The following is a 25,160-nucleotide window of genomic DNA, read 5'->3' as shown; positions in this document are numbered from 1 at the left end:
CGGCTACTCCCAGGCCGGACCGGCGCCGGGCGCGTCCTCGCGCAGCACGGTCCCCTCGATCAGCCCGTACGGCCGGTCGGCGGCGAAGAAGACCTCCCCGTCGTTGGGCAGCCCGAAGGGCGCGAGGTCGACCGGGAAGTGGTGCCTGTTCGGCAGCGACAGCCGCACCTCGCAGATCCCCGGGCACTCGGCCAGCACGCGCGTGCCCATGGCGTACAACGTCTGCTGCAGGGACAGGCTGTAGGTGTCGGCGAAGGCCGTGAGCAGGGCCGCCCGGGTCTTCTCGTAGCTCTTGTCCCAATCCTGAGGGGGCTCGGCGTCCGCGTGCCGCCATGCCACGTCGACGGCGGTGGCGAGGACGCGGTCGCGGGTCTCCGGCAGCGTCGTGTACTCGTCCTTCGCGAACCCCCAGAACTCCGACCCGGTCGTGTTGAGCACGACGAGGTCGCGCAGCCCGGAGACCACCCACGACCGGGTTCCGTCGTGATGCGCCACGCAGGTACGCACCTCCCGCCCGGAGCGGACGAACGAGTGCCCGAACGCGCCGTTGCGCTCCCAGGCGTGCTCCTCGACGGCGACCCTGGCGTGGTGGATCGCGGGCTGGGAGCCCACGAAGTGCCGCGCCAGCAGCAGCGCGAAGTCCTCGATCGCCCCGACGCCGTGCTTCTTGGCGAACGCGAAGACGGTGTTCTTCTGCGAGTCGGTGGGCAGGACGGCGGAGTTGTCCCCGCTCAGGTGCACCTCGGCCATGTCGCCCGACAACGCCGTGCTCACCGTGAGGTCCTTGATCCGGTGGGCGTCGCCGTGCCGGGTCACCCGTACGACCCTCGTCTCGGCCTTGCCATACCTGTTGGGTCCCAGAACGGCCACGGCTAGCTCCCCCGATAGGTCGAGTAGGCGAAGGGGCTCAGCAGCAGCGGCACGTGGTAGTGCCCGCCGGGCTCCCGGACGGCGAACACCACGCTGACCTCCGGGAAGAACGCGCCGTCCCCAAGATAGGCGGCGGTGTCGAAGACGAGCCGGTAGGTCCCGGGACGCGGGTCGAGCGCCGGTTCCCACTCCCGGCCGAGCGGGGTCCATTCCCGGATGCGGCCGTCGCCGTCGGTGCGGCCCTCCGCGACCGGCACGAAGCCGTGCGCCGCGCGCCGCGACAGCCGTACGGGCACGTCCCCGGCGGGCGTCCCGGCGGCGGTATCGAGCACGTGCGTCGAGAGGCTCACGGGCCCTCCCAGAGCGTGGCCAGCCGCAACGCGACGATCTTCGAGAGCTCGTCCCTGACGACCCCGCGCTCGGTCTCCTCGTCGTTTCCGAGCCGCCCGCGCAGCACCGCCAGCAGGTCATCGGCGTCCCGGCCGGTCGCGCAGACCAGATAGACGTGGCCGAACCGGCTCTCGTAGGCGGCGTTGCCCTCGCGGAGCGCGTCGAGCACGTCCAGGCCGGCGCCGCCGGCTCCGGACTGCTCGGACCGCGACCACGCCGCCTCGCGTCCGGCGCCGCCGGGCCGCTCGCCGATGCGGGGGTGCGCTGCCAGCGCCTCCAGCACGTCGTCCCAGGCCAGGGCGGCGAGTGCCGGCCCGCTCGCGCGGCGCAGCCCGTCGAGGTCCCGGTACGGCCCGCGCGCGGCCACCTCCTCCCCCCATCTGGCGGAGGCGCAGCAGGACCGCAGGTCCTCCCGGCTCAGTTCGCGCATGCCCGTCAGTCAACCGCCGGGGCCGCGGCGGGGTCCAGCGGCGCGAGGTCCGAACCGCGTGCCCTGCTCCGGGGGCCGCTTTGTACGTTGTGACAAAGGGAGTGGTCACGGGGGCGGTCAGGCGGGCCGCGACTAACCTGGAGGGCATTATGACTACTGGCAATCTCATCGGCGGTCACGTCTTCGTCGCGGGCGGCCTGGCCAAGGGCGGGCTCACGTACGCGTCGGAGATCGGCGCGGAGATGATCCAGGTCTTCGTCACAAATCCGCGCGGCTGGGCGCTCAGCGCGGGCGACCCCGCCGAGGACGCGAAACTGCGCGAGTCGGGCGTGCCGGTCTTCCTGCACGCCGCCTATCTCGTGAACTGCGGGTCGCCGACGCCGGCGACCCTGGAGAACTCGATCGCGGTGATCCGTCACACGCTGCGCCGGGGCGCCGAGATCGGCGCGCGAGGGGTGGTCGTGCACACCGGCTCCGCCGTCAGTCAGTCGCGCGAGGACGCGATGCGCCAGATCCACGAGCACCTTCTGCCGGTGCTGGACGAACTGCCCGGCGACGGTCCCGACCTGCTGCTCGAACCGATGGCGGGGCAGGGCCGGATGCTGTGCGCCACGGTCCAGGACCTCGGGCCCTACCTGGAGGCGCTCGACCACCATCCGAAGGCGGGCGTGTGCCTGGACACCTGCCACGCCTTCGCGGCGGGGCACGACCTGGCCGCCCCGGGCGGGGTGAAGGAGATGCTGGACGCCCTGCACGAGGTCGCCCCGGGCCGGCTGAGGCTGATCCACGCCAACGACTCCAAGGACCCGTGCGGGTCCAAGAGGGACCGGCACGAGAACATCGGGGCCGGGCACATCGGCGCGCAGGCGTTCGCCGATCTCATGCGGCACCCGGCGGCCGCCGGAGTGCCGCTCTGCATCGAGACCCCCGGCAAGGTGGACAAGCACCGCGAGGACATCGACCTGCTGAAGCAGCTCCGGAGCGGCTGAGCAGCGCCTGATCCACGGAGGCCCGCGGCCGCCGGCGTCGCGCGTCGCCGCCGGTCAGGGGTGTTCGCGGCGATCCGGCGCCCCCGTATGGCCGGATCGCCGCGTCCCCCGGTAACGCGCGGGCGGGGCCCTTCCCCCCCGAGCAGGGCCCCGCTTGGTAGCCACCTGGTGACAATCGGCTCACTTGGTGATTACCCCGCGTGTCTTGCGACGAGCGAAACACTACGGGGTGTAATCGGGCCGCCGGATGGCCCTTCGGACGAGCGGTCCCTAGTTAGCGCCATGCGGCCCGCCCTCACACGACGAGCGGACTCACGTGAGCGACAAACGGTCGCTCCGGGCCCCGTCACGGCGGCCCTGGCCTCGGACGACCCGTCACGCTCGCGCCGGTCCGAGCCCTCCCAGGGACAGGACTGCGCCGAGACGGTCAGTTGTCGTCGCCGAACTCGTGCCTCTTCTCCCGTACGGGGCGCTCCTTCACGACGGTGTCCCTGATGACTTCCGGCACGACCAGGGTCGTGGGCCGCTCGTTCACCGGAGCACGGTTCACGTGATTGAAGTTCCGGTCGTTGTTCTCGCGGTTGTTGAAGAACTGGTTGTTGGCCCACCAGCTGTTGTTGAACCAGGCGTTGTCGCGGTTCGTCTTGTCCTGGAATCCGAGGGCGACGCCCTTGGCGACGATTCCGAAGCCGGAGTGGTCGTCGACACTGTCCTTCCACAGGCCCTGGTTCCAGAAGTTCTGGTTGTTCCACCAGTTGTTGTTGTCGTTGTTCCACTGGTTGTCGTTGATGTGCTCGTTTCCGTCGGCGAGCGGGACGGTCGTGGCACCCGCGGCGGCGGCGAGAGCGAACGATCCACCGGTGAGAGCGGTTCCCAGGGCCAGCCCGGCAAGAATCCTCGTGAAAGCAGGCATTGCGCGTCCTCCTCGACAGGATTTTCATTGCGCCAGATCGGCGAGCCAATCACCCCGAAGTATTCACGGCCGCTTCGGGGCCACCTTCTCGCGGTTTCTTGATTGCCTGCGGCGTCGCATCACAAACGAGGAGCTGAAGCGTTTTATCTGGCCTTATCTGAATATGACACGCATGAGACCCTCAATACCGCTTATGTTGTGGTATGTCCGATTTGCGACGTCAAGGGCGGAACTGCCGGACGAGTTGCTCACGCACCTGCCGGGTCAGCCTCCGGCTCACCGGCAGCGTCTCCCCGCCCACCTGGAGGACCACCCGCCCGGCGTCGAAACGCAACTCGCTCACGTGCCTCGCGTTGACGAGCGTGCTGCGATGGGCCCTGACGAACCCCGACCCCGCCCAGCGCCGCTCCAGTGCCGCGAGGGACATCCGTACGAGGTAGACGGCCTCGGCGGTGTGCAGGCGGACGTAGTCGCCGTGCGCCTCGGCGTAGCACACGTCCTGCCGGGCGACGAACTTCGTGCGGCCGGCCAGCTCGACGGGGATCGTCTCCAGGTCCTCGTCCGCACCGGGGGGCGCGACGGCGGCCGACAGGCGGCGCACGGCCTCCGCCAGGCGTTCGGGGCGCACGGGCTTGAGCAGGTAGTCGACGGCTTCCAGCTCGAACGCCTGCACGGCGCAGTCGTGGGCGCTGACGAAGACCAGTTTCGGCGGCGTGGGGAACCCGCCGATGAGCCGGGCCAGGTCGAGGCCGTCGAGCCCCGGCATGCGCACGTCGAGGAACACCCCGTCGAGACGCTCGCCGTCGGCGATCATCTGGACCATGTCGCGGAGGGCGGCCCCGCTGTCGGTGGCCGTGCGCACGTGCTCCACCCGGGCGTCCTGGCGCAACAGGAAGGCGAGCTCGGACAGGGCGGGGACCTCGTCGTCCACCGCGAGGACACGCAGCATGGCGTCCACCGTGCCGTGTGCCCGCCCCCCGCGCAAGGGGTGACCGGACGGTAGGTGACGACCCCGTCACGCCGGGGCATCACCGGTGCCTACGCGGAAAGCCCAAGTCAAGCCCGGGAACACTTTAGGGGGCATCTCCACCCATTTGCCCTTTTATCAGCCTTTTTGTCCCGCATGGTTGCCTAGGATGACGAGGGAAATCAGGCCGAACAAGGAACGTCGATGGGCAACAGGCGGGGCTCCCTTCCTCCCCGTTCCGGCTCCATCCGGGCACGGGTGACGCTGACGGTGGCCGCGCTGTCCGTCCTCCTCGTCGGCGTGATCGCGGCCGGTCTGTGCCTGCTGATCCGTAACAGGGTCGAGACCGACATCTTCAACGAGACGAGCCGCGTCGCGAGCGAATGGATCGGCTCGATGCGGCCCGGCCACATACCGCCGCCGGCTCCGACGGCGCGCGTCCCCCTCGTCCAGCTCACCGACTCGCGCGGCCGGGTGGTGCTGGGCGACCCCGTGGCCGGCTGGCGGCCGCTGAGCGCGGTCCGGCCCGCCAGCGGCAACCGCTTCCAGGACGTGACCGAGTGCTCCGGCGACCGGTGCGTCATGCTCACCGCGGCGCGGGTCCCGTCGTTGCAGGCGGCGGAGATCTGGCGGGGCGAGCCCCACTACGTGTACGCCGGCACGGACCAGCCGCCCTCCCTGCGCGGGCACCGGCTGGAGCTCCTCGCCGGCGCCAGCGGAGCGCTGCTGGCCGTGCTGTGGACGTGGACGACCTGGCGGGCGGCGGGCCGCGTCCTGCGGCCGATCACGGTGATCGGGCAGCGGATGTCGGAGATCACCGCCCACGACCTGTCCATGCGGGTGCCGCAGCCTCGCGGCCGGGACGAGATCGCCCGCCTCGCCCGCACCGCGAACCAGACGCTCGACCGGCTCGAATCAGCGGTCGCGCAGCAGCGGCACTTCGCCGCCGTGGTCTCCCACGAGCTGAAGTCTCCGCTCACCGGGCTCCGCACCGGACTGGAGGAGGCGCTGCTCTATCCGGAGATCGACGCGCGCGAGGCGATCGCCAGGTCCCTGCCGGTCGCCGAGCGCCTGCAGCGGATCATCGACGAACTGCTGGCCTTCGCCCGGCTCCGCAACGCCCCGTGCGCGTCCGAGCCGCTCGACCTCGGGGCCCTCGTACGCGCCGAGGTGGCGGCGCGCGGCGGAGAGATTCCGGTGTACGCAAGGACCGAGCCCGGATTGCGGGTCCTCGGCAGCCGCGTCCAGCTGGCCAGCGTCGTCACGAACCTGCTGGTGAACGCCCAGCGGCACGCGACCTCAAGGGTGGACGTGACCGCGGAGCCCGTCGGCGGGCAGGCGCTGGTCACGGTGCTGGACGACGGCGACGGCATCGCCGAGGAGGACCGCGAGCGGGTGTTCGAGCCCTTCGTCCGCCTCGACGCGGCGCGGCGCCTCGACCCCGGTGGCAGCGGACTCGGCCTGGCCCTGTGCCGGGCGATCGCGGTCGCCCACGAGGGCAGCCTCCGCATCGAGGAGTCCCCGCGCGGCGCGCGGTTCGTCCTGAGGTTGCCGCTCCTCGCCGCCGTCGCCCCCGGGCCGGCGAGCGGCGTCGGGCAGCACGGCCGCGCTGCGTCGGGCAGCACGGCCGCGTGACGGCGGCGGCGTCCGGTCAGGGACGGGCCGGGCCCGTACCGGGACGGGTGCGGGGGCGGGTCTTGGGGATCCGCAGCCGGATGCGGGTCCCCTTGCCCGGCGCGGTCTCGACGACCAGGCCGTAACCGGGGCCGTAGATGTGCCGCATGCGCACGTCGACGTTGCTCAGCCCGATGCCGGTCCGCTGCTCCCGCAGCGCGGCGTGCAGCTGCTCGGGATTCATCCCGACGCCGTCGTCCTCGACCCAGATGTGCGCCTCCGACCCGGCGTCCCTGATCACGACCCGCACCTCCCCCGGCATGCCGTGCTTGATCGCGTTCTCGACCAGGGGCTGCAGGCACAGGAACGGCACGTCGACCCGCAGCACCTCGGGAGCGACCTGGACGGTGAACCGCAGCCGGTCGCCGAATCTCGCCTGCTCCAGCAGCAGGTAACGGTCCACACAGGTCAGCTCGTCGGCGAGGGTGGTGAAGTCGGCGGCCCGGCGCAGCGCGTACCGGATGAAGTCGGCGAAGTCGAGCAGCAGTTCGCGGGCGCGCTCCGGATCGGTCCGGACGAACGAGGCGATCGTGGTCAGCGAGTTGTAGACGAAATGAGGGGATATCTGCGCCCGCAGGGCGCGCGCCTCCGCCTCCAGCGTGCGCCTGCGCGACGCGTCGAGATCGGCGAGTTCGAGCTGGCCCGACAGCCAGCGGCCCACCTCGGTCGCGGTGCGCACGAGCGCCGTGCCCACCCGCGCGTCGTACGCCGCCAGGGCCCCGACCACCCGGCCCTCCACGGCCAGGGGGACGACCACCCCGCGCCGGCCGCCTCCCCGGGACGCCGGGACGACGCGCGGCCTGCCCATGGCCGTCGCCGCGCGCACCTCGGCGAGGACGGCCTCGTCGCCCGGCTCGTCCGCGCCGTCCCTGGCCAGCACCCGGTCGGGCGTCGCGACGACCAGACCGGAGGTGCCCAGCAGCGTCCGCAGGTGCCGTACGGAGCGGCGGGCGGAGGCCCGGGTGAGCCCGGCGGCGCGCAGCGAGCGCGCGGCCAGACCGGCGACGCGCAGGGCGCGGAACGCCGCCTCACCGGGCGCCTCGCCCCGCACCTGACCCTCTCCCGGCGGCGGCTCGCTACGAGGCAGGGCGCGGCCGAGCACGCCGCCGCAGACTCCGCAGAGCGCGCACAGCGTGACCCACACGGCTGTCGACACGCCGGACACCGTAGCCCTTCGGCGGCCTCACGGCGGGCCCTCGCCCGGCTCCTCCTGGTATGAGTAGCGCTGCTCCTTCCAGGGGTCGGCCACGTTGTGGTAACCGCGCTCCTCCCAGAAGCCACGCCGGTCCTCGGTGAGATACTCGACGGCGCGCACCCACTTCACGCTCTTCCACGCGTACAAATGCGGCACGACGAGCCGGACGGGAAAGCCGCGCTCGGGAGACAGCGGCTTCTCGTCGAGGTGCGTGGCGAACAGCGTCGTCGGGCGGTCGAAGTCGGCCAGGCGGAGATTCGCGCTGTAGCCGTACTCCGCCCAGATAATCACGTGGCGTACGCCCGGCCCCGGCGCGACGCGGGCGAGCAGGGCCGAGGCGGGAAAGCCGCCCCACTCGTTCCCCATGATCGAGAACTTGGTGACGCAGTGGAAGTCGGACACGATTGTCGTGTGCGGCAGCGAGGAGAACTCCTCCCACGAGAACTCGTGGATCCGACCCGTCGCCGTCTCGCCGAACACCTGGAAACGCCACGTCTCCGGGCGGAACGCCGGCACCCTACCGTAGTGGACGACGGGCCGTCCGCGCGGGACGTACTGGCCCGGGGGCAGTCGCGTCTCCTCCTCAGGTGTCTCCGGCACGCAGGCCATCCTGCCACCCGCCGGAAAGCCGGCCCGCACCGGATCCCGGGCGCGCGGCCCCGCTCCGGCCACGCTCCGGCCACGCCCGCCGGAGAGCCGTACGGAACACGCCCGGGACGGGAGAGGTCGACGCGAGCATCGAGATGTGCGCTATATTGCGTCACATGCGTACCGCTTGGTCGTTTTGGTATGGCGACGGACCTGTGAGGACCGATCGCCTCCAAGCGCTGCGCTGACAGCCACGGAGAACGAAGGCCCCGGGTCCCCCACGGACCCGGGGCCTTCGTCGTTTTCCGGACCAGCATCATCCAGCCGCACCGATCCACCCGCACCGTCCGTTCGCACCGTCCGTCCGGACCACATCGAGAGCACGAGGAGACACCATGGTCATCGTCATGACCCCCGAGGCCACCCAGGACGACGTCGAGGCGATCACCGACCTCGTCGCCGCCGCCGGAGGGGAGGCGTTCGCGAGCCGCGGCGTGAACCGCACGATCATCGGCCTCATCGGCGACGTCGAGCAGTTCGCCACGCTCAATCTGCGGGCCATGCCGGGCGTCGCGGACGTCGTGCGGGTCTCCACGCCGTACAAGCTGGTGAGCCGGGAGAACCATCCCGATCGCTCCACGGTGACCGTGCGCGGCGTGCCCATCGGGCCCGGCACGGTGACGCTGATCGCGGGCCCGTGCGCGGTGGAGACGTCGCGGCAGACGCTGGAGGCCGCGCAGATGGCCAAGGCGGCGGGCGCGACGCTGCTGCGCGGCGGGGCCTTCAAGCCGCGCACCTCGCCGTACGCCTTCCAGGGGCTGGGCGAGGCGGGGCTGCGCATCCTGGCCGACGTGCGCGAGCAGACCGGGCTGCCGATCGTCACCGAGGTCGTGGACGCCCATGACGTCGCGCTCGTGGCGTCGTACGCCGACATGCTCCAGGTCGGCACCCGCAACGCGCAGAACTTCGCGCTGCTGCAGGCCGTGGGTGCCGCCGGGAAGCCGGTCATGCTCAAGCGCGGCATGACCGCGACCATCGAGGAGTGGCTGATGGCGGCCGAGTACGTCGCCCAGCGGGGCAATCTCGACATCGTCCTGTGCGAGCGGGGAATCCGGACTTACGAGCCCGCCACCCGCAACACCCTGGACATCTCGGCGGTCCCGGTCGTCCAGCGGCTGTCTCACCTGCCGGTGATCGTCGACCCGTCGCACTCCGGCGGCCGGCGCGACCTCGTCCTGCCGCTGACCCGGGCGGCCGTCGCGGTGGGCGCCGACGGTGTGATCATCGACGTGCATCCGCACCCCGAGCAGACGCTCTGCGACGGCCCGCAGGCTCTGGTCGACGGCGACCTCGACGGGCTCGCGGCGATCATGCGCGACTTCCCCTCGCTGGTCGGCCGCACCGCCGCCACCGTCAGGGAAACCACCGTCAGGGAAACCACCACCGGGGGAGCCGCGCCCGCCGCTCCCGCCCTGGCCTGACCACGCCGGGTCCGGTGCGGCCCGCGGCACGCGGGCCGCACCGGGCTCAGACGTCCAGCTTGTACGGCTGGATGGAGTCGGCGAGCTGGGCGGCGAGGTCCTCGGCGTCCAGGCGCCGCTCGATCAGCTTGAGGTCCTCGATCTTCGCGCGGGTCTCGGCCTGCCGGGACGAGAGGAGCGTGCAGCAGTCCTCGTCGGGCAGCTCGGAGATCTGCAGCGTGCCGATCCTGCGCGCCTCGGCCATGATCTCGCTCTTGTCCAGGCCGATCAGCGGCCGCATGATCGGCATGTCCACGGCGTGGTCCTGCGCGGTGATGTTGGTGAGGGTCTGTGAGGAGACCTGCCCGAGGCTGTCCCCGGTGACCAGCGCCTCGGCGCGGATGCGGTGGGCGACCTCCTCGGCCGTCTTGAGCATCAGCCGCCGCTGGGCGATCACCGCGAGCCGGTCCTGCCCCGAGTTCCTGATCGACTGCTGCGCCTTGCCGAACGGCACCACCCACAGCCGCGACTTTCCCTGGAACCTGTCCAGGTTGCGTACCAGCGCGTACGCCTTGTAGATCGACTCGGAGGTGGTGAACGGGATGCCGGAGAAGTGCAGGAAGTCGACCCGCAGGCCGCGCCGCATCATCCGGTAGGCCGCGACCGGCGAGTCGATGCCGCCGGACAGCAGCACGAGCCCCCGCCCGCTGGAGCCGACCGGCAGTCCGCCCTGGCCCGGCCGGCCGTCGGTGAACAGGAACGCCTCGTCCTTGTCCACCTCGATGTGCACGGTGAGTTCCGGGCGGCTCAGGTCCACCGGCAGGCCGAAGGTGTCGTTGATCGCCCCGCCGACCAGGCGGTCGAGCTCGTTGGAGCGCAACGGGAACCGCTTGTCGCGGCGGCGCGAACGCACCGCGAACCGTGCCAGACGGGCGACCTCGTCGCTGTCCCTGATCAGCTCGATGCCGGCCTTGGTGATCGTGTCCGGGTCCTTCGGGACCCGCCAGGCGAGGTGGACCAGCACGATGCCGGGCACGTCGGACACGCGGGCCGCCACCGCCTCGGCCACCTCGACGTCGGTGCCGGACGGCAGGAACAGCGCGATCACGCCGTGCCGCTGACGGATGTCGACGCGGTGGTCCTTGAGCGCGTGCTTGATGTTGGCCCGGAGGCGCATCTCGAAGATCTCGCGGTTCCGGCCTTTCAGGACCACCTCGCCTAACTTGAGCAGCACACAGGGCTCTCCCAGGGCGGTCATGGTCATGGGTGGAAACCTCCGGACGGACAGGGACGGCCTCGGCGCCAAGGGGGAGGCGCGGCCGGGAAAGGGTTCGCTGGAAGACAACGCGTCGCCCACGTGCGAGCTTCCCACTGTAACGCCGCCACCGAGCCGCACACTCCCTCAGTCGAGGTCGGCCAGGCCCTTCTCGATGGCGTAGCGGACCAGCTCGACCCGGTTGTGAAGCTGGAGCTTGCTCAGCGTGTTCTGCACGTGGTTCTGCACCGTGCGGTGCGACAGCACCAGGCGCTCGGCGATCTGCCGGTACGACAGGCCCTTGGCGACCATGCGCAGCACCTCGGTCTCCCGCTCGGTCAGCCGGGGGCCGTCCCGCTGCTCCTCCTCCTGGGCGCCGGGCCGCCGGTGTGCGAGCCTGCGGTACTCGCCCAGGACGAGCCCGGCCAGGCCGGGGGTGAACACCGCGTCGCCCTCGGCGGTCCGCCGGACCGCGTCGAGGAACTCCTCCCGGCCGGCCGACTTCACCAGATATCCCGAGGCGCCCGCCTTGACCGCCTCCAGCACGTCGGCCTCCTCCGCGCTGGCCGACAGGACGAGCACGCGCGGCGGCGCCGCCGACGCGCCCAGCCCGCGGGCCACCTCCACGCCCGGCAGGTCGGGCAGGTGCAGGTCGAGCACCACCACCTCCGGCCGGACCGCCGCCGCCACCCGCAGCGCCTGCCGGCCCTCCCCCGTCGCGGCGACCACCTCGTATCCGGCTTCGGTCAGATCACGGGCGACCGCCTCCCGCCACATCGGGTGATCGTCGACCACCATGACCCGCACCGGGGGCCGCCCGGCCCCCTCGTCTCCGGCCACGCTCACGCCCTCCTCCACGGCCGTCCTCCGCCCTCCCCACGCTCCCCCGCCGGGACCGACAGCTCGATCTCCGTGCCCGACGGCGAGGAGATGACGGCCGCTGTGCCGCCGAGGTCGGTCACGCGTCCCCGGATCGAACGGGCGACGCCCATGCGTCCCTCGCGGGCCGCCTGCTCCAGCCGTCCGTCGGGGATGCCCGGCCCGTCGTCGCGGATGGTGACGACCACCGCGTCGTCGTCCTCCTCCGCGAGTATCCACGCCCGGGTGCCCTCCGGGCAGTGCCGTACGACGTTGTCGAGAACCGCGCCGACGGCCGCCGCCACCTCCCGGGCGGTCGCGGCGGGCAGCGGCAGCGGCGTCGCGGGCGCGGACACGGTCACCCGGGCCGTGCCGTACGGCCGCAGCAGGTCGCGCAGGTCGGCGTACGGCTCGGCGTACGGCTCGGTCCGGGGCTCCGGCGCGGCTCCCGCGCCGGTGCGGCGCTCCGCCCGCGTCCCGCGCGCCGCGAACGCCGGTCGCAGGCGTCCCCGCAGGCCGGTCGGAGCGAGCTCCGGCGCCCGCGTGATGGGCGGGGCCTGCACCAGCGCCCGCAGGGCCGCCTCCTGCTCCCCGGCGAGCCTGCCGAGCTCGGCCGCCTCACCGCCGAGCTCCGCGCCCCGGCGCTGCACGAGGGCGAGCACCTGGAGCACCGAATCGTGGATGCCGCGCGCCAGCCGCTCCCGCTCCCGGCCCGCGGCCTCCATCAGCACGGCGCGCCGCATCCGCTCCTCCGCCTCCCGCGCGAGCCGGGCGACGTGCCCGACGACCACTCCGGCCAGGAACAGCAGCACCGCGCCGTTCACCTGCAGCGAGGCGAGCTCGACTCCGCTCCCGCCGCGCAGCCACAGGTCGGCCGCCGACACGACCGCGGCGGCGACCGCGCCCGCGCGGCGTCCTCCGGCCACGCCGTACGCGAGGACCGGCCCGGCCACCCAGGTCGCCGTCAGCGGCATCACACCGGCCGCCGCGTCGGCGGGGCTCTGCGCGTAGGGCGTGGCCAGCAGGCAGGCGACCGTGACGAGGAGGTCGGCGGCCAGCAGTGGCACGCGCCGGGCGGCGGGATACAGGGCGAGCGTGGCGACCGTCCAGACGGCCATCACCCCGATGACCGACCAGGACACGACCGGACGCGCGTACCCTCCCGCCCCCAGCACGAACAGCGCCGCGTACGCGAGCGACGCGACGCGGTAGACCGTGATCGCCCGCCAGAACGGTCCCTCGATGCCCATCGCGCGGCGCCTCTCGTGACTGAGCCGGGAGGGCCGGCCCCTCCGCTCACATACTGGGCGATTCCGGTTGGCGATCCCGCGGGTTCCGGCCTCTCATGCGTACGGCTCCCGCGCGGCGACGCGGGAGCCGTACGGACGGACGGTGGGCGGCCCGCCGGAGCGGGCCGTCACGGACCGGCGGGTCAGCCGATCGGTGTGATCAGCCGAAGAAGACCTCGGCCTCCGAGTAGCGGGAGTCGGGGACCGTCTTGAGCTCGGAGGTCGCCTCGTCGAGCCCGGCGCGGACGATGTCGGTGCCGCGCAGCGCGATCATCTTGCCGAAGTCGCCGTCGTGCACGGCGTCGATCGCGCCGAGGCCGAAGCGGGTCGCGAGCACCCGGTCGAAGGCGGTCGGAGTGCCGCCGCGCTGGATGTGGCCGAGGACCGTGGTGCGGGCCTCCTTGCCGGTGCGCTTCTCGATCTCCTTGGCCAGGAGCTCGCCGATGCCGCCGAGACGCACGTGGCCGAACGCGTCGAGCTCACCGGCCTGGAGCGCCATCTGGCCCTCCATGGGGTGGGCGCCCTCGGCGACGACGATGATCGGCGAGTAGCGGGTCTTGAACCGCGACTCGACGTAGGAGCAGACCTTGTCGATGTCGAACGGCTTCTCCGGGATGAGGATCACGTTGGCGCCGGCGGCCATGCCCGCGTGCAGCGCGATCCAGCCCGCGTGGCGGCCCATGACCTCGCAGATCAGCGCGCGGTGGTGGGACTCGGCGGTGGTGTGGAGCCGGTCGATGGCCTCCATCGCGATGTTCACCGCGGTGTCGAAGCCGAAGGTGTAGTCGGTCGCGTTGAGGTCGTTGTCGATCGTCTTGGGCACGCCGACGACCTTGACGTCGCGGTCGAACAGCTGCTTGGCGACGCCGAGGGTGTCCTCGCCGCCGATCGCGATGAGCGCGTCGACGCCCTGCGCGGCCAGGTTCTCCTTGATCCGCTCGACACCGCCCTCGATCTTGATCGGGTTGGTGCGGGAGGACCCGAGGATCGTGCCGCCACGCGGCAGGATCCCGCGGACGGCCTGGATGTCGAGCGGCATGGTGTCGCCCTCAAGGGGCCCACGCCAGCCGTCGCGGAATCCGACGAACTCGTGCCCGTACACGCCGATCCCCTTGCGGACGACGGCGCGGATCACCGCGTTCAGACCGGGGCAGTCGCCGCCGCCGGTCAGGACTCCAATACGCATGACGGGTATTCCTCCATCTTGGATACGCGGAATGGCGCGGCCGGGCCCGACGCGGACCCCGGTGCTCACCACACCGCGTTCCGCCCAAGCCTCACGACAATGGTCTAGACCAACAAGAGAGGCTACGCCACCCGGCCGACCACGACCAAAACAGTCTCGCACGGCGAGACCGCACCCGCCTGGTGACCCGTCTTCCCAACCGTACGCGGCGCCTCTATCTTTGACTAAGTCAAGTATTCCCTTGAGACGGACAACTAAAAATGGACATAGTGCCGCAAGTTCGCGCGTTCAACCGCTTCTACACCTCCGTCATCGGGGTGCTCGGCGCGGGGATGCACGACACCCCCTACTCGTTGACGGAGGCGCGGGTGCTGTTCGAGCTGGGCACCCGGGAGCGGGCGGCCGACGCGGCGGACATCAGGGGCATGCTCGGCCTCGACGCCGGTTACCTCAGCCGGATCCTGTCCAGGTTCGAGGCCGACGGGCTCGTCTCCCGCGAGAAGTCGCCGGAGGACGCCCGCCGCCAGGTCGTCCGGCTCACCCCGAAGGGCCGGGAGACCTTCGCCGTGATCGACCGGCGCTCGGCCGCCGAGATCGAGGCCCTGGTCGACAAGCTCGCCGACCCCGGACGCCGCCGGCTCGTCTCCGCGATGGACACGGTCAGGCGCCTGCTGGACCCGCCGGCCGCGCCGCGCGAGCCGTACGTGATCCGGCCGCCGCGGCCGGGCGACCTCGGCTGGGTCGTGCAGCGGCACGGGGCCCTCTACAGCGAGGAGTACGGCTGGGGCGCGTCGTTCGAGGCGTACGTCGTCAGGATCCTCGCCGGCTACCTGGACGACCACGATCCCCGGCGGGAGGCGGGCTGGATCGCCGAGGTCGCGGGCGAGCCGGCGGGGTGCGTCTTCTGCGCGCGCGAGGACGAGACCACGGCGCGGCTGCGCCTGCTGCTGGTCGAGCCGTCCGCGCGCGGCATGGGCATCGGCGGACGGCTGGTCGAGGAGTGCCTGCGCTTCGCCACCGCGGCCGGCTATCGCCGGATCACCCTCCTGACCCGGGACGTGCTGGTCAGCGCCCGCCGGATCTACCAGGCGGCCGGGTTCACCCTGACCGACAGCTTCCCGGGCGAGGAGTCGGGCATCCCCATCACCGAGGAGACATGGACCCGCGACCTCTGACCCCGCCCTAGCCTGATCACCATGCGAGGAGTGGCACGGCGGGTCGCGGGAGCGGTCGCCCTGACGGGGTGCATGGCTGGGTGCGTGGCGGCTTGTGCGGCGACCGGCACAGCGAGCGTCACTGTAGGTGCCACTGTAGGTGCCACTGTAGGTGCCACGGCCGCCGGTACGGCGGGCGCCACGGGTGAGCCGCGCGAGGCGTCCCCACCCGGCACTCCGTCCGTCGCTCCGTCCGTCGCTCCGTCCGGCGCTCCGCTCGCCGCTCCGCCCGTCGTCGTACCGGCCCTGAGCCCGGCCCCCGCGCGTGGCGTGCATGCCGAGGCGGCCCACAGCGTGGTGCGGGTGCGCGGCTTCGCCTCCGCGTGCGACCGGCGACTGGAGGCGACGGGCTTCGTCTACGCGCCCGAAAGGGTGCTGCTCAACGCGCATGCCGTCGGGGGCGTGGACCGGGACCTCAAGGTGGTCCTCGACGACGGGCGGCGGTTCGGCGCTTCGGTGGTCGCCTTCGATCCTCGGGCGGACGCCGCCGTCGTGCGGGTGCCGGGCCTTCGCGCCCGGCCGTTGCCGCCTGCCCGCGCCGTGAGGACCACTGCCGTGATCGTGGGCTATCGGAACGGGGAGAGATCCCCGATCGCGCTGCCCGCCACCGTCCGTGCGAACATGCCCGCCGAAACGTACGACATCTACAACCGCGTCCCGGTGTGGCGGCGGGTTCACCGTTTCCAGGGCGCCGACATCGGAAAGGGCATGTCGGGCGCGCCACTCCTCACCGGCGAGGGGCGGGTGATGGGCATGGTCTTCGCGAAGGACACGAACAAGGCGGGCATCGGCTACGCGCTCGCCGCCGGTGAGTTCGCACCGGTCGCCAGGGCCGGCCGGAAGGCCACCCGGGCGGTGCCCCACGGCCACTGCTGACGTCACGGGCCCCGCTGAGGGCGCCGGTCGGCCTGATATCAGGGGCTCGGGGCTGGCGGGTCCTGGAGCCGGGCCCGGCTCAGGCGCGTACGAGGTCCTCGAACGGCCCGGTGATCTCGATGGTCACGGGCGCCACGCCGGACCCGTCACCGGCGGGAGGGCGGCAGGAGAGATAGAGCCTGTCGCCCGCCGGGGACATGGACGGACCGGTGACCGTCCAGCCGTCCGGCATCCGCAGGAACGGCACCGCCCGGCCCTCCACGACGAGGACGACCTCCTCGTCGTCCCGCTCGCCTGGCCGCGTCTCGGATTCCCGAACCGTGGAGGAGCCCAGGCCGCGCGACCGGGTTGGGGCTCCGAGGGCGCCGGGGCCGGCCGGAGTACCGGAGGCCTCCGCGACGCCGAGGGCGACAGGAGTGCCGGGGGCGTCGGCCGTGCCAGGGATGCCGGTGCCGCCGGGGGTGCCGGGGGCGTGGAGAACATGAAGGCGCTCGGAGCCGGCGTCGTAGGCCCACACGCGGCCGTCGCCCTCGCTGACGAACCGCAGCACGCCGTCGTGGTAGTGGCAGGCGCCGCCGCCCGCGAACCGCCGGGCTCCCTTGACCTGGTCACGTACGGGCGCGCGGGACGCGGCCGGGGACGGCACCGCCTCCCACTCCACGGCCTCCTCGCCGGGAGCTCCGATCAGCACGTCGAGGACTCCGGTGGTGAGGTCACCCCAGTCGTCGGGGCGGAACCGGTACAGGCACCCGTCCGGCTCCTCCTCGGTGAGGTAGACGAATCCCCGGCTGGGGTCGCAGACCATGCCCCCATGGGTGAACAGGCCCATCGCGAGGCGGGGCAGCGGAGCGCGCAGGCCGTACGGATCGCATTCGAAGACCGTGCCGTGCGCCTTCCGCTCGCCCGACAGCCAGGTGTCCCACGGGGTCGCGGCGCCGGCCCCGTTCCGGTCCGCGCCGGACAGCACCCGGTATCCGCTGCGCAGGCTCCCGTCCGGCGCGAAGCGCAGTGCGGTCACGCCGCCGAGCAGCGGCAGCGCGCAGTTGGAGACGTAGATCCAGCCGTCGCCGTCCGGGAAACATCCGCCCCCGTCGGGAGCGGCGTGCCACACCACACCGCCGGCCCGCTCCCCCGACGACGCCACGATCCGGCCGGTGAACCCCGGCGGCAGGGCACGCGCCATGTGCCGGGCCACCAGGCCGGCCGCGTCGCTCCGCTCGGAGGGCTCGTTCCCGCCGTGCCCGTACGGGTCGCCTCCGCGAGGGAACGCCGTCCGCCAGAGCGATCCCGGCAACGCCGACACGGCCGCCGACAATGAAGTACCCCGCACGCTGACCCGCCTTCCCGACCTGCCCCTGGTCATGCCTTTGGTCGTGCGTGCGCCGTGAGGCGCAGTGATTCGAGTGGGTGATCCCCAGTCCGCCCTGGCGGGTGGTGTCGCCTCACCCGGGGTCGCCGGGACGCACGCCTTCTCACGTCGCCGTCCCAGCGCCGTCCCAGCGCCGTCCGGCCCCGAGGTCGGTCGTTGAGTGTGCCGCCTGACGCCGCCCGCTCCCTCTACCCCGCCCGGATCACATCTGACCGGGTCTTTGTCTCCCGGACGGCGGGTCGTACACGTGGACGCCCAGTGGATCGGCAACGCGTGAACACCGGGGGAACGGACATCTCCCATCGAGGCGAACGCTCCGGGAACCCCTCGCGCCTCCCTGTGAACGAAGCCCAGACGTTGACAGTGTCATCGTGACAGTGTCATTGTTGAGGCATGAGCGGGACGTGGACGATCGGTGAGCTGGCGGAGCGGGCGGCGGACCTGCTCGGATCCGAGCCGCGCGTCAACGGAAGGGTCCGCGAGGTGCCCAACGAACGGCTCATCCGCTGGTACACGACGATCGGCCTGCTCGACCCGCCCGCCGCCCGGCGCGGAAGGCTCGCCCTCTACGGCAGCCGCCACCTGCTCCAGCTCGTGGCCGTGAAACGCCGCCAGGCGGAGGGGCTGTCCATCGCCGCCATCCAGGCCGAACTGGCGGGGGCGACCGACGCCATGCTCCAGCGGATCGCCGGGCTCACCGAGGCGCCCCAACCGCAGGCCGGCCCCGACCACGCCCTCGCCGAACCGCCCGAACCGGGAATGACCGAACAGGGAGCGGCTGAGCCAGGGCGGCCTTCGGCCGACATGGTCCCCGACGTGGCCCGGACGACGGACCGGAAGCGGTTCTGGGCCCGGCCGGCCGGCTCCACCCACTTCGATCCGGCGGGCGCCGGTCCCACGGGGGCCGGACCCGGTGATCCCGTCCCGGCGCCGCGCCCGAGCACCGCGCCCGGCCGGCCCGGCACGCCAGACCTCCACACCGTCACGACGACTGTCACCGGCGAGCCGGCGGGGAAACCTCCGGGGGACGTCCTGTTCGGCGTCCGGCTCGCGCCCGGGGTGACGGTCATGCTCGAATCGGCCCACCGGCCTCCGGGCGGCGACGAGACGGCCACGCTGCGCCGGGCCGCCGCCCCGCTCCTCGCGGCGCTCGGCGCGCTCGGTCTGGCCGGGCCCTTCGAGGACGCCGAGACCACGACGCCCTGGAATTCACCGGATTCCGCGACAAACAAGGGGATGACCTGATGACCGTTCCCATCACACCTCTGCGGCCGGAGGAGTGCCGGCCCGTGCCGCATGCCGGGCTCGGCGCGCTCGAGACCGAGAAGGGCAACCTCCCTCTGGAGAGCGTGGACGTCACCGCCCGCCTCACCGGGCTGGTGGCCGGTGTCGAGGTCGTCCAGACCTTCCGCAACCCGTTCGACGTGTCGCTTGAGGCGACGTACGTCTTCCCGCTGCCGCCGCGAGCGGCGGTCACCGCCTTCCGCATGGAGGCGGACGACCGGGTGATCGACGGCGTGCTCAAGGAGCGCGGCGAGGCGCGGGCCGACTACGACCGCGCGCTCGCCGAGGGAAAGCGCGCGGCGATCGCCGAGGAGGACCGGCCCGACGTGTTCACGATCCGGGTCGGCAACATCGTCCCCCGGGAGCGCGTGGTCGTCCGGCTCACGATGAGCCAGCCGCTCCCCTACGAGGACGGCGCGGCCGAGTTCCGCTTCCCGCTGGTCGTGGCGCCGCGTTACATCCCGGGGGTTCCCCTGTCCGAGCCCGCCGCGGGCGACGGCGTGGCGCCCGACACCGACGCGGTGCCCGACGCCTCCCGGATCTCGCCGCCGGTCCTGCTGCCCGGGTTCCCGTCCCCGGTACGGCTGTCGCTGGCGACGACCATCGACTCCGCCGGGCTCGGCCTGCGGGAGGTCCGCTCCAGCCTGCACGAGGTCGAGCGGGAGGGCGACACGATCACACTGCGGCCCGGCGAACGGCTCGACCGCGACTTCATCCTGCGCCTGGCGTTCGACGCCTCCTCGTCCCTCGTCCTCGTCCCGGACGCCCTGCCCGACGACACGCCGGGGAATGTGCCGAGCGATATGCCCGGCGACCTGCGGGGCGGTGCCCCGGGAGCCTCGGAGGGGACCTTCGTGCTCACCCTCCTTCCTCCGCCGGAGGGCTCGGCACGGTCCGTGCCCCGGGACGTCGTCCTGCTGCTCGACCGCTCGGGCAGCATGACCGGATGGAAGATGGTGGCGGCGCGGCGCGCCGCGGCCCGCATCGTCGACACGCTGACCCGGCACGACCGGTTCGCCGTGCTCTCGTTCGACTCCGTGGTCGAGCGCGCGTTCCCGGGTGGCCTGGTGGAGGCGATCGACCGCAACCGGTACCGCGCCGTCGAACATCTCGCCCGGCTCGGCGCCCGTGGCGGCACGGAATTGCTCGCCCCACTGGAGGAGGCCCTGCGCCTGCTGGGCGAGCGCGACGACCTTTCCGGCGAGCCCGCGCGTGATCGGGTGCTCGTGCTGGTCACCGACGGCCAGGTGGGCAACGAGGACGAGATCCTCGAACGCGTCGGCTCCCGGCTGGGCGGCACCCGGGTCCACACGGTGGGCATCGACAGGGCGGTGAACGCGGGGTTCCTCGGGCGGCTGGCCCTGCTCGGCTCCGGCCGCTGCGAACTGGTCGAGTCGGAGGACCGGCTCGACGAGGCGATGGAGCACATCCACCGGCGGATCGGCTCGCCACTGGTGACCGACGTCTCCGTGCGGGCCGACGGCGTCGAGCTGGCGGCCGACACCGTCACGCACGCCGGTTCCCTGTACGCGGGGGTCCCGCTGGTCGTGACCGGGCGTTTCCGGGGCCGGCCGGCGGGGGCTCTCACCGTGCACGGCCGCACGACCGACGGGCGTCCCTGGGAGGAGCGCGTCGAGGGCCGTCCCGCGCGGGACGACGCGGCGCGGGCCGTGTGGGCGCGGGCGCATCTGCGCACCCTGGAGGACCGATACGCGGTGGGAGACCGCTCCCTGGAGCAGCAGATCGTCGACATCTCGCTCCGCTTCGGCGTGCTGTGCCGGTTCACCGCGTTCGTTGCCGTCGACACCCATGTGACCAGTGAGGGCGCTCCGGAGCATCGCGTCCTCCAGCCGGTCGAGCTGCCGAGCGGGTGGGAGATGCCGGCCGCGATGCCGATGATGGTGGCCGGTGCGCCGATGATGGCCAAGATGGCCGCCGTCACGAGCAGCGCGGCGGACGCGCCCGTCGGGGCGGCTCCCGGCGCTCCCGCGCCGAGCGCGCCCTTCGCCGCCGCGCCGCCCCCGCCTCTGTCACCTGCTCCGTCTCCGCCCCCGGTGTCGGGCGAACGGGGCGGCGGCGGCAAGGCACGGCTGTCCCGGGGGCTGCCCGCCGGAGGCTTCCTGTCGCGTCGGGGCCCCGCACCCTCGGCGATGACGAATCTCGACGGCGTACGGCCCCTGCTGGCCGAGGAGCTCGCGCGACTGGGTCAGGCGGAGGCGTTGCCGGAGCGGGAGCGCCGGGGCTACCTGGCGGATCTCGCCAGCCGCCTGCGGGTCGTCGCCCAGATGGTGGGAAATCACCCTGATCTCCTCGCGCTGGCAGCCGACCTCGACAAGGCCGAGTGGGCCGACAGCTCCCTCGACGACCTCTGGCGGCGGACCACCGAACTACTGACCGCCCTGGTCGGCGGCCCCGGCGAGGGTGAGCACGGCAAGGGTGAGCACGGCACCGGTCACCGCGAGGGTAGGCACGGCGCCGCAGCGGAGAAGGAGGGCAGGCGCCCCTTCTGGAAGCGGTCCTGACGTCCTCTGGGTTCCCCGGGCACGCCGCCACCGGCGATCCCGGGGAAGACCGAACGAACAGAACGCAGGATCCAGCCTTGTCCGGCGAGCCTTTCGTGGCCTCCGCGCGCTTTCGGGCGCAGCGCCGGTTAGCGCGGCTGTGGCCGGGGCACCGGCGGAGGCGCCGGGCCCGGCCATAGGCGTTCGCTGTGAGCGAAGTCCTACGAAGGTTCGGGTAGGCGGATGACGTCGGACGGCGGGGTGGGGACGGGACGCCGGGGCTCCCTCACCCCTCCCATGTCGGGCCGATCGTCCCGTCCACCTGCGGGGACGCGAGACCGGCGGCGCAGCAACCGATTGACGAGCTCTTTAAGCCCCATACCCGGCGAACGTAATAGATCCACCAGCGGTTCCGACAGAGGACCGGCGTCCGCTTCGGGCGAACTTCCTGACGGCTCACGGACATGCGGCGCGTAGTGTGCCGAACATGCATCCGGTGGTCCTCGACGGCGGTCTCGCGACGCATCTGGAGTCCCTCGGCTGCGATCTGAGCGACGACCTGTGGTCGGCCCGGCTGCTGGCCGACGATCCCGGCGTCGTCCGCCGCGCGCATCTCGACTACTTCCGCGCCGGCGCCGACGTCGCCACGACGGCGAGCTATCAAGCCAGCGTCCCCGGGTTCGTACGGCACGGCCTGTCGCCGCGGGAGGCCCGCGACCTCGTCCGGCTGTCGGTGACGCTGGCCGTGCAGGCGAGGGACGAGGCCGGGCACGGGCTGGTCGCGGCGAGCGTGGGCCCCTACGGCGCCTACCTCGCCGACGGCTCCGAATACACGGGCGACTACGACCTGGACGAGGACGGCTTGGCCGAGTGGCATCGCGAACGCTTCGGCCTTCTCGCCGAGGCCGGAGCCGACCTGCTGGCCTGCGAGACGATTCCCTCGCGGGCCGAGGCCCTGGCGCTGGCGCGGCTCCTGCGCGAGACGCCGTCCGTGCGTGCCTGGGTCGCCTTCTCCTGCCGGGACGGCGAGCACGTCAGCGACGGGACGCCCTTCGAGGAGTGCATCGCGATCTTCGCCGGGCTCCCCCAGGTGGTCGCCGTCGGCGTGAACTGCACGGCGCCCCGGTTCGTGCCCGAGTTGGTCGGGCGCGGGGCCGCCGTCGTCTATCCGAACTCGGGTGAGAGCTGGGACGCCGCGAACCGCCGCTGGCTCGGCCTCGCCGACCCCGTCGAGTTCGGCGGGGCGGCGGCCGGGTGGGTCTCGCGGGGCGCCCAGTACGTGGGCGGCTGCTGCCGCACCACTCCCGCCCACATCCGCGAGATCCGGTCCCGCCTCACCTGACCGGGCCCTGGCCTCGGACGGACCCGCCCGGCCCGGCTCCGGGTCGGCCCGGACCAGAGCCCGCTCCGACCCCAGGCCGACCCCACTCCAGCGCCGTCAGCCCATGCCGGCCTGGGCCTGGCCATCGCCGCCCCGGGACGCCAGCGGGATCTCCTTGAGGAACAGGGCCACGACCAGCGCGGCGACGACGAAGGGCAGGCTGGTGAGGAACACGTCGTCGATCGCGTTCGTGAACGCGACCAGCACGTGGCCCTTGACCGGCTGCGGCAGGTGCTGGATCGCCTGCACGTTGTCGGCGTTCACCTTTCCCGGAGGCATCCGGCCGCCGAACTCCGCGGCCAGGTGGTGGGTGAGCCGGCTGGTCAGGACCGCACCCATGACCGCCGTGCCGATGGCGGCGCCCATCATCCGGAAGAACGTCGCCGAACTGGTCGCCACGCCCATGTCGGCCCGCTCCACCGCGTTCTGGATCGCGGTGACGACCGTCTGCATGGTGAACCCGAGCCCGGCGCCGAAGAGGTAGGCGTAGATCGCCACCTGCCAGTACGGCGTGTCCACCCGGATCGTGGACAGCAGCCACAGGGCCACCAGGAGGACCGCAGCGCCGAGGATCGGGAAGATCTTGTAGCGCCCGGTGCGGCTCATCAGCTGGCCGGAGGTGATCGACGTGGAGAAGATGCCGACCACCGCGGGCAGCAGCGCCAGGCCCGACACGGTCGGCGACATGCCCTGCACCGTCTGCAGGTAGACCGGCAGGAAGATCATGCCGCCGAACATCGCGAGCCCCGCGAGGAAGTTGAAGGCGTTGCCCACGCTGAAGACCCCGTTGCGGAACAGGCGCATCGGCAGGATCGGCTCGGGCGCCCGCAGCTCCACCAGCACGAACAGGGCCGCGAACGCCACGAACGCGGCGAGCAGGGCCAGCGCGCCGGGGGCCGTCCAGCCGAGCTTGTTGCCCGCCCAGTCGAGGTAGAGCAGGAAGCACGACACGGCGGCCACGATCAGCGTCGCGCCGAGGTAGTCGACGCGGTGGCTGCGGCGCACGGTGGGCATCTTCAGCGCCACCGAGGTCACGACGAGCGAGATCACCCCGATCGGCAGGTTGATCCAGAAGATCCACCGCCAGCCCGGGCCGTCGGTGAAGAACCCGCCGAGCAGCGGCCCGGCCACACTGGAGGTGCCCCAGACGGCGCCGAAGTATCCCTGGTAACGCCCGCGCTCGCGCGGCGGGATCACGTCGCCGATGATGCTGAACGCCAGCGACATCAGGCCGCCGCCGCCGAGGCCCTGCAACGCGCGGAACGCGATGAGCTGGCCGATGTCCTGGCTCAGCCCGGCCAGGACCGAGCCGAGCAGGAAGATGCCGATCGCGGTCTGGAAGATCACTCGCCTGCCGTACAGGTCGGAGATCTTGCCCCACAGCGGGGTCGCCGCGGTCGAGGTGAGCAGGTAGGCCGTGACCACCCAGGAGAGCTTGTCGAGGCCGCCGAGCTCACTGACGATGCGCGGCAGGGCCGTGCCGACGATGCTCTGGTCGAGCGCGGCCAGCAGCATCCCGGCGGCGACCCCGGAAAGGACGATCAGGATCTGACGGTGGGGCAGGTATTCCGGCGCGGCCTGCTGCTCCTCGCGGACGCTCATGCCGCGCGCCCCCGTGACGCCCGGCCTGGGCCGGACCCCTGCCCGGCGGGCGACGGCGACGTACGGCACCTGTGTGCTGGCTCGGGCATGCGCCTTCCGATCTGAACCTCTGAATCACGTGCGCGGCGGACATCGCCACGTTACCCGTCCAGTCCGGAAGTATTAGGAATTCTCGCGGGCCGCCCGGGTCATTTCCGTCTTGGCCGCCGCCGCGTACTTGTCGACGTACTCCTGGCCCGACAGCTCCATCAGCACGTACATGATCTCGTCGGTGACGGCGCGGAGCACCAGGCGGTCGTTCTCCATGCCGTAGTAGCGGGAGAAGTCGAGCGGCTTGCCGTACCGGACGCCGGGACGGATGCCGAACCTGGGCACGGGCCGCCCGGGAGGCATCATCTCGAACGTGTTGACCATGGCCCACGGGATCACCGGCGCCCGAGACTCCAGCGCGAGCCGCGCCACGCCCGTCTTGCCCTTGTAGAGGCGGCCGTCGGGCGACCGGGTGCCCTCGGGGTAGATGCCGAGGACCTTGCCCTCCTTGAGGATGCGCAGTCCGGTGCGCAGCGCCGCCTCGCTCGCCTTGCCGCCCGAGCGGTCGATCGGCACGGTGCCGACGGCCGAGAAGAAGGCCCGGCTGACGAGGCCCTTGATCCCGCTGCCGGTGAAGTACTCCGCCTTGCCGAGCGAGATGACCTTGCGGGGCAGGAACCCGGCGCCGAAGAAGTGGTCGGCGAACGACAGGTGGTTGCCGGCCAGGATGACCGGGCCCTCCTTCGGGACGTTCTCCACGCCCTCCGCCCAGGGGCGGAACACGAAGTGGAGGAGCGGCCAGAGGATGGCCTTCACCACCCAGTACAACACGCGGACTC

General features: G+C 72.4%; 22 protein-coding genes. 8 read left to right on the top strand and 14 right to left on the bottom strand.

The window, feature by feature from the left end; all coding sequences use genetic code 11:
- Window positions 1-3 precede the first annotated feature (3 nt).
- From pucL to uraD, 3 genes are read right to left on the bottom strand one after another with little or no spacing between them, the layout of a single operon-like run.
- Entirely contained in the window at window positions 4-870 is an 867-nt protein-coding gene (pucL, locus tag OG344_RS21155) for a factor-independent urate hydroxylase (protein ID WP_405084566.1), read from the bottom strand.
- Between the two features lie 2 nt (window positions 871-872).
- Window positions 873-1,220 carry a hydroxyisourate hydrolase gene (gene uraH, locus OG344_RS21150; RefSeq protein ID WP_327045046.1) on the bottom strand — a complete coding sequence of 116 codons (348 nt, stop codon included), beginning with the start codon at window positions 1,218-1,220 and terminating at the stop codon, window positions 873-875.
- Window positions 1,217-1,690, bottom strand: a complete 474-nt coding sequence (gene uraD / locus OG344_RS21145) for a 2-oxo-4-hydroxy-4-carboxy-5-ureidoimidazoline decarboxylase (RefSeq protein ID WP_405084565.1) — start codon at window positions 1,688-1,690, stop codon at window positions 1,217-1,219. The genes uraH and uraD overlap by 4 nt, the downstream gene beginning before the upstream one ends.
- A gap of 149 nt (window positions 1,691-1,839) precedes the next feature.
- Here uraD and OG344_RS21140 point away from each other — a divergent pair, with 149 nt between their 5' ends.
- Window positions 1,840-2,679: a deoxyribonuclease IV gene (locus OG344_RS21140; protein ID WP_405084564.1), complete on the top strand. Its 840-nt coding sequence runs from the start codon at window positions 1,840-1,842 to the stop codon at window positions 2,677-2,679.
- Between the two features lie 427 nt (window positions 2,680-3,106).
- Here the strand turns inward: OG344_RS21140 and OG344_RS21135 are convergent, their stop codons facing one another.
- The gene (locus OG344_RS21135) at window positions 3,107-3,592 is read right to left on the bottom strand and encodes a hypothetical protein (protein WP_405084563.1); all 486 of its coding nucleotides are present in this window, start codon (window positions 3,590-3,592) and stop codon (window positions 3,107-3,109) included.
- Between the two features lie 220 nt (window positions 3,593-3,812).
- On the bottom strand, window positions 3,813-4,541 hold the full coding sequence (locus OG344_RS21130; protein WP_327045040.1) for a LytTR family DNA-binding domain-containing protein: 729 nt from the start codon (window positions 4,539-4,541) through the stop codon (window positions 3,813-3,815).
- Window positions 4,542-4,763: 222 nt separating this feature from the next.
- Between OG344_RS21130 and OG344_RS21125 the strand changes: the two genes are divergently transcribed.
- Window positions 4,764-6,194 (top strand): sensor histidine kinase, encoded by a 1,431-nt coding sequence (locus tag OG344_RS21125; RefSeq protein WP_405084562.1) that lies wholly within the window; start codon window positions 4,764-4,766, stop codon window positions 6,192-6,194.
- A gap of 16 nt (window positions 6,195-6,210) precedes the next feature.
- On the opposite strand, the gene OG344_RS21120 is transcribed toward OG344_RS21125, so the two are convergent.
- Both OG344_RS21120 and OG344_RS21115 read right to left on the bottom strand, forming a co-directional pair.
- Complete coding sequence (locus OG344_RS21120; RefSeq protein ID WP_405084561.1) at window positions 6,211-7,389, bottom strand: sensor histidine kinase; 1,179 nt, start codon at window positions 7,387-7,389, stop codon at window positions 6,211-6,213.
- Between the two features lie 27 nt (window positions 7,390-7,416).
- Window positions 7,417-8,037: a sulfite oxidase-like oxidoreductase gene (locus tag OG344_RS21115; protein WP_405084560.1), complete on the bottom strand. Its 621-nt coding sequence runs from the start codon at window positions 8,035-8,037 to the stop codon at window positions 7,417-7,419.
- A 374-nt stretch (window positions 8,038-8,411) separates the two neighbouring features.
- Between OG344_RS21115 and aroF the strand changes: the two genes are divergently transcribed.
- Window positions 8,412-9,497 (top strand): 3-deoxy-7-phosphoheptulonate synthase, encoded by a 1,086-nt coding sequence (gene aroF / locus OG344_RS21110; protein WP_405084559.1) that lies wholly within the window; start codon window positions 8,412-8,414, stop codon window positions 9,495-9,497.
- Window positions 9,498-9,543: 46 nt separating this feature from the next.
- Here the strand turns inward: aroF and thiI are convergent, their stop codons facing one another.
- The 4 genes from thiI to OG344_RS21090 all read right to left on the bottom strand — a co-directional run bounded on the left by thiI (window position 9,544) and on the right by OG344_RS21090 (window position 14,064).
- On the bottom strand, window positions 9,544-10,740 hold the full coding sequence (gene thiI, locus OG344_RS21105) for a tRNA uracil 4-sulfurtransferase ThiI (RefSeq protein WP_327045035.1): 1,197 nt from the start codon (window positions 10,738-10,740) through the stop codon (window positions 9,544-9,546).
- A 138-nt stretch (window positions 10,741-10,878) separates the two neighbouring features.
- A complete protein-coding gene (locus OG344_RS21100) occupies window positions 10,879-11,529 on the bottom strand; it encodes a response regulator (RefSeq protein WP_405089130.1) in 651 nt (216 codons plus the stop codon).
- Window positions 11,530-11,573: 44 nt separating this feature from the next.
- Complete coding sequence (gene macS, locus OG344_RS21095) at window positions 11,574-12,839, bottom strand: MacS family sensor histidine kinase (protein ID WP_405084558.1); 1,266 nt, start codon at window positions 12,837-12,839, stop codon at window positions 11,574-11,576.
- A gap of 199 nt (window positions 12,840-13,038) precedes the next feature.
- Window positions 13,039-14,064: a 6-phosphofructokinase gene (locus OG344_RS21090; RefSeq protein WP_405084557.1), complete on the bottom strand. Its 1,026-nt coding sequence runs from the start codon at window positions 14,062-14,064 to the stop codon at window positions 13,039-13,041.
- A 260-nt stretch (window positions 14,065-14,324) separates the two neighbouring features.
- Here OG344_RS21090 and OG344_RS21085 point away from each other — a divergent pair, with 260 nt between their 5' ends.
- Both OG344_RS21085 and OG344_RS21080 read left to right on the top strand, forming a co-directional pair.
- A complete protein-coding gene (locus OG344_RS21085) occupies window positions 14,325-15,239 on the top strand; it encodes a GNAT family N-acetyltransferase (protein WP_405084556.1) in 915 nt (304 codons plus the stop codon).
- Between the two features lie 21 nt (window positions 15,240-15,260).
- A complete protein-coding gene (locus tag OG344_RS21080) occupies window positions 15,261-16,154 on the top strand; it encodes a trypsin-like peptidase domain-containing protein (protein ID WP_405084555.1) in 894 nt (297 codons plus the stop codon).
- Window positions 16,155-16,233: 79 nt separating this feature from the next.
- Here the strand turns inward: OG344_RS21080 and OG344_RS21075 are convergent, their stop codons facing one another.
- Window positions 16,234-17,484: an alkaline phosphatase PhoX gene (locus OG344_RS21075; protein ID WP_405084554.1), complete on the bottom strand. Its 1,251-nt coding sequence runs from the start codon at window positions 17,482-17,484 to the stop codon at window positions 16,234-16,236.
- A 432-nt stretch (window positions 17,485-17,916) separates the two neighbouring features.
- Between OG344_RS21075 and OG344_RS21070 the strand changes: the two genes are divergently transcribed.
- The 3 genes from OG344_RS21070 (at window position 17,917) to mmuM (ending at window position 22,650) form a co-directional block, all read left to right on the top strand.
- A complete protein-coding gene (locus OG344_RS21070) occupies window positions 17,917-18,768 on the top strand; it encodes a helix-turn-helix domain-containing protein (RefSeq protein WP_405084553.1) in 852 nt (283 codons plus the stop codon).
- Complete coding sequence (locus tag OG344_RS21065) at window positions 18,768-21,329, top strand: VIT domain-containing protein (protein ID WP_405084552.1); 2,562 nt, start codon at window positions 18,768-18,770, stop codon at window positions 21,327-21,329. Before OG344_RS21070 ends, OG344_RS21065 begins: the two co-directional genes overlap by 1 nt.
- A gap of 466 nt (window positions 21,330-21,795) precedes the next feature.
- On the top strand, window positions 21,796-22,650 hold the full coding sequence (gene mmuM / locus OG344_RS21060; RefSeq protein ID WP_405084551.1) for a homocysteine S-methyltransferase: 855 nt from the start codon (window positions 21,796-21,798) through the stop codon (window positions 22,648-22,650).
- 96 nt (window positions 22,651-22,746) lie between these two features.
- Here the strand turns inward: mmuM and OG344_RS21055 are convergent, their stop codons facing one another.
- Together OG344_RS21055 and OG344_RS21050 are read right to left on the bottom strand one after the other, a co-directional pair.
- On the bottom strand, window positions 22,747-24,291 hold the full coding sequence (locus OG344_RS21055; protein WP_405084550.1) for an MDR family MFS transporter: 1,545 nt from the start codon (window positions 24,289-24,291) through the stop codon (window positions 22,747-22,749).
- A 162-nt stretch (window positions 24,292-24,453) separates the two neighbouring features.
- Window positions 24,454-25,152, bottom strand: coding sequence for a lysophospholipid acyltransferase family protein (locus OG344_RS21050; RefSeq protein ID WP_327045025.1), 699 nt, complete (start codon window positions 25,150-25,152; stop codon window positions 24,454-24,456).
- Between the last annotated feature and the right edge of the window lie 8 nt (window positions 25,153-25,160).

Origin of the sequence: Microbispora sp. NBC_01389, assembly GCF_045040095.1 — a bacterium.
Taxonomy (GTDB): domain Bacteria; phylum Actinomycetota; class Actinomycetes; order Streptosporangiales; family Streptosporangiaceae; genus Microbispora.
This window is presented reverse-complemented; position numbering and strand designations above follow the sequence as displayed.

Excerpts from the sequence above, each read along its gene's own strand:
- OG344_RS21065 (WP_405084552.1), top strand. The coding sequence starts at position 18,768 with ATGACCGTTCCCATCACACCTCTGCGGCCGGAGGAGTGCCGGCCCGTG.
- thiI (WP_327045035.1), bottom strand. The coding sequence starts at position 10,740 with ATGACCATGACCGCCCTGGGAGAGCCCTGTGTGCTGCTCAAGTTAGGC.
- mmuM (WP_405084551.1), top strand. The coding sequence starts at position 21,796 with ATGCATCCGGTGGTCCTCGACGGCGGTCTCGCGACGCATCTGGAGTCC.
- OG344_RS21140 (WP_405084564.1), top strand. The coding sequence starts at position 1,840 with ATGACTACTGGCAATCTCATCGGCGGTCACGTCTTCGTCGCGGGCGGC.
- OG344_RS21070 (WP_405084553.1), top strand. The coding sequence starts at position 17,917 with ATGAGCGGGACGTGGACGATCGGTGAGCTGGCGGAGCGGGCGGCGGAC.
- macS (WP_405084558.1), bottom strand. The coding sequence starts at position 12,839 with ATGGGCATCGAGGGACCGTTCTGGCGGGCGATCACGGTCTACCGCGTC.
- OG344_RS21125 (WP_405084562.1), top strand. The coding sequence starts at position 4,764 with ATGGGCAACAGGCGGGGCTCCCTTCCTCCCCGTTCCGGCTCCATCCGG.
- OG344_RS21130 (WP_327045040.1), bottom strand. The coding sequence starts at position 4,541 with ATGCTGCGTGTCCTCGCGGTGGACGACGAGGTCCCCGCCCTGTCCGAG.
- aroF (WP_405084559.1), top strand. The coding sequence starts at position 8,412 with ATGGTCATCGTCATGACCCCCGAGGCCACCCAGGACGACGTCGAGGCG.
- uraD (WP_405084565.1), bottom strand. The coding sequence starts at position 1,690 with ATGCGCGAACTGAGCCGGGAGGACCTGCGGTCCTGCTGCGCCTCCGCC.
- OG344_RS21090 (WP_405084557.1), bottom strand. The coding sequence starts at position 14,064 with ATGCGTATTGGAGTCCTGACCGGCGGCGGCGACTGCCCCGGTCTGAAC.
- OG344_RS21135 (WP_405084563.1), bottom strand. The coding sequence starts at position 3,592 with ATGCCTGCTTTCACGAGGATTCTTGCCGGGCTGGCCCTGGGAACCGCT.
- OG344_RS21100 (WP_405089130.1), bottom strand. The coding sequence starts at position 11,529 with ATGGTGGTCGACGATCACCCGATGTGGCGGGAGGCGGTCGCCCGTGAT.
- OG344_RS21085 (WP_405084556.1), top strand. The coding sequence starts at position 14,325 with ATGGACATAGTGCCGCAAGTTCGCGCGTTCAACCGCTTCTACACCTCC.
- OG344_RS21080 (WP_405084555.1), top strand. The coding sequence starts at position 15,261 with ATGCGAGGAGTGGCACGGCGGGTCGCGGGAGCGGTCGCCCTGACGGGG.
- OG344_RS21115 (WP_405084560.1), bottom strand. The coding sequence starts at position 8,037 with ATGGCCTGCGTGCCGGAGACACCTGAGGAGGAGACGCGACTGCCCCCG.
- OG344_RS21055 (WP_405084550.1), bottom strand. The coding sequence starts at position 24,291 with ATGAGCGTCCGCGAGGAGCAGCAGGCCGCGCCGGAATACCTGCCCCAC.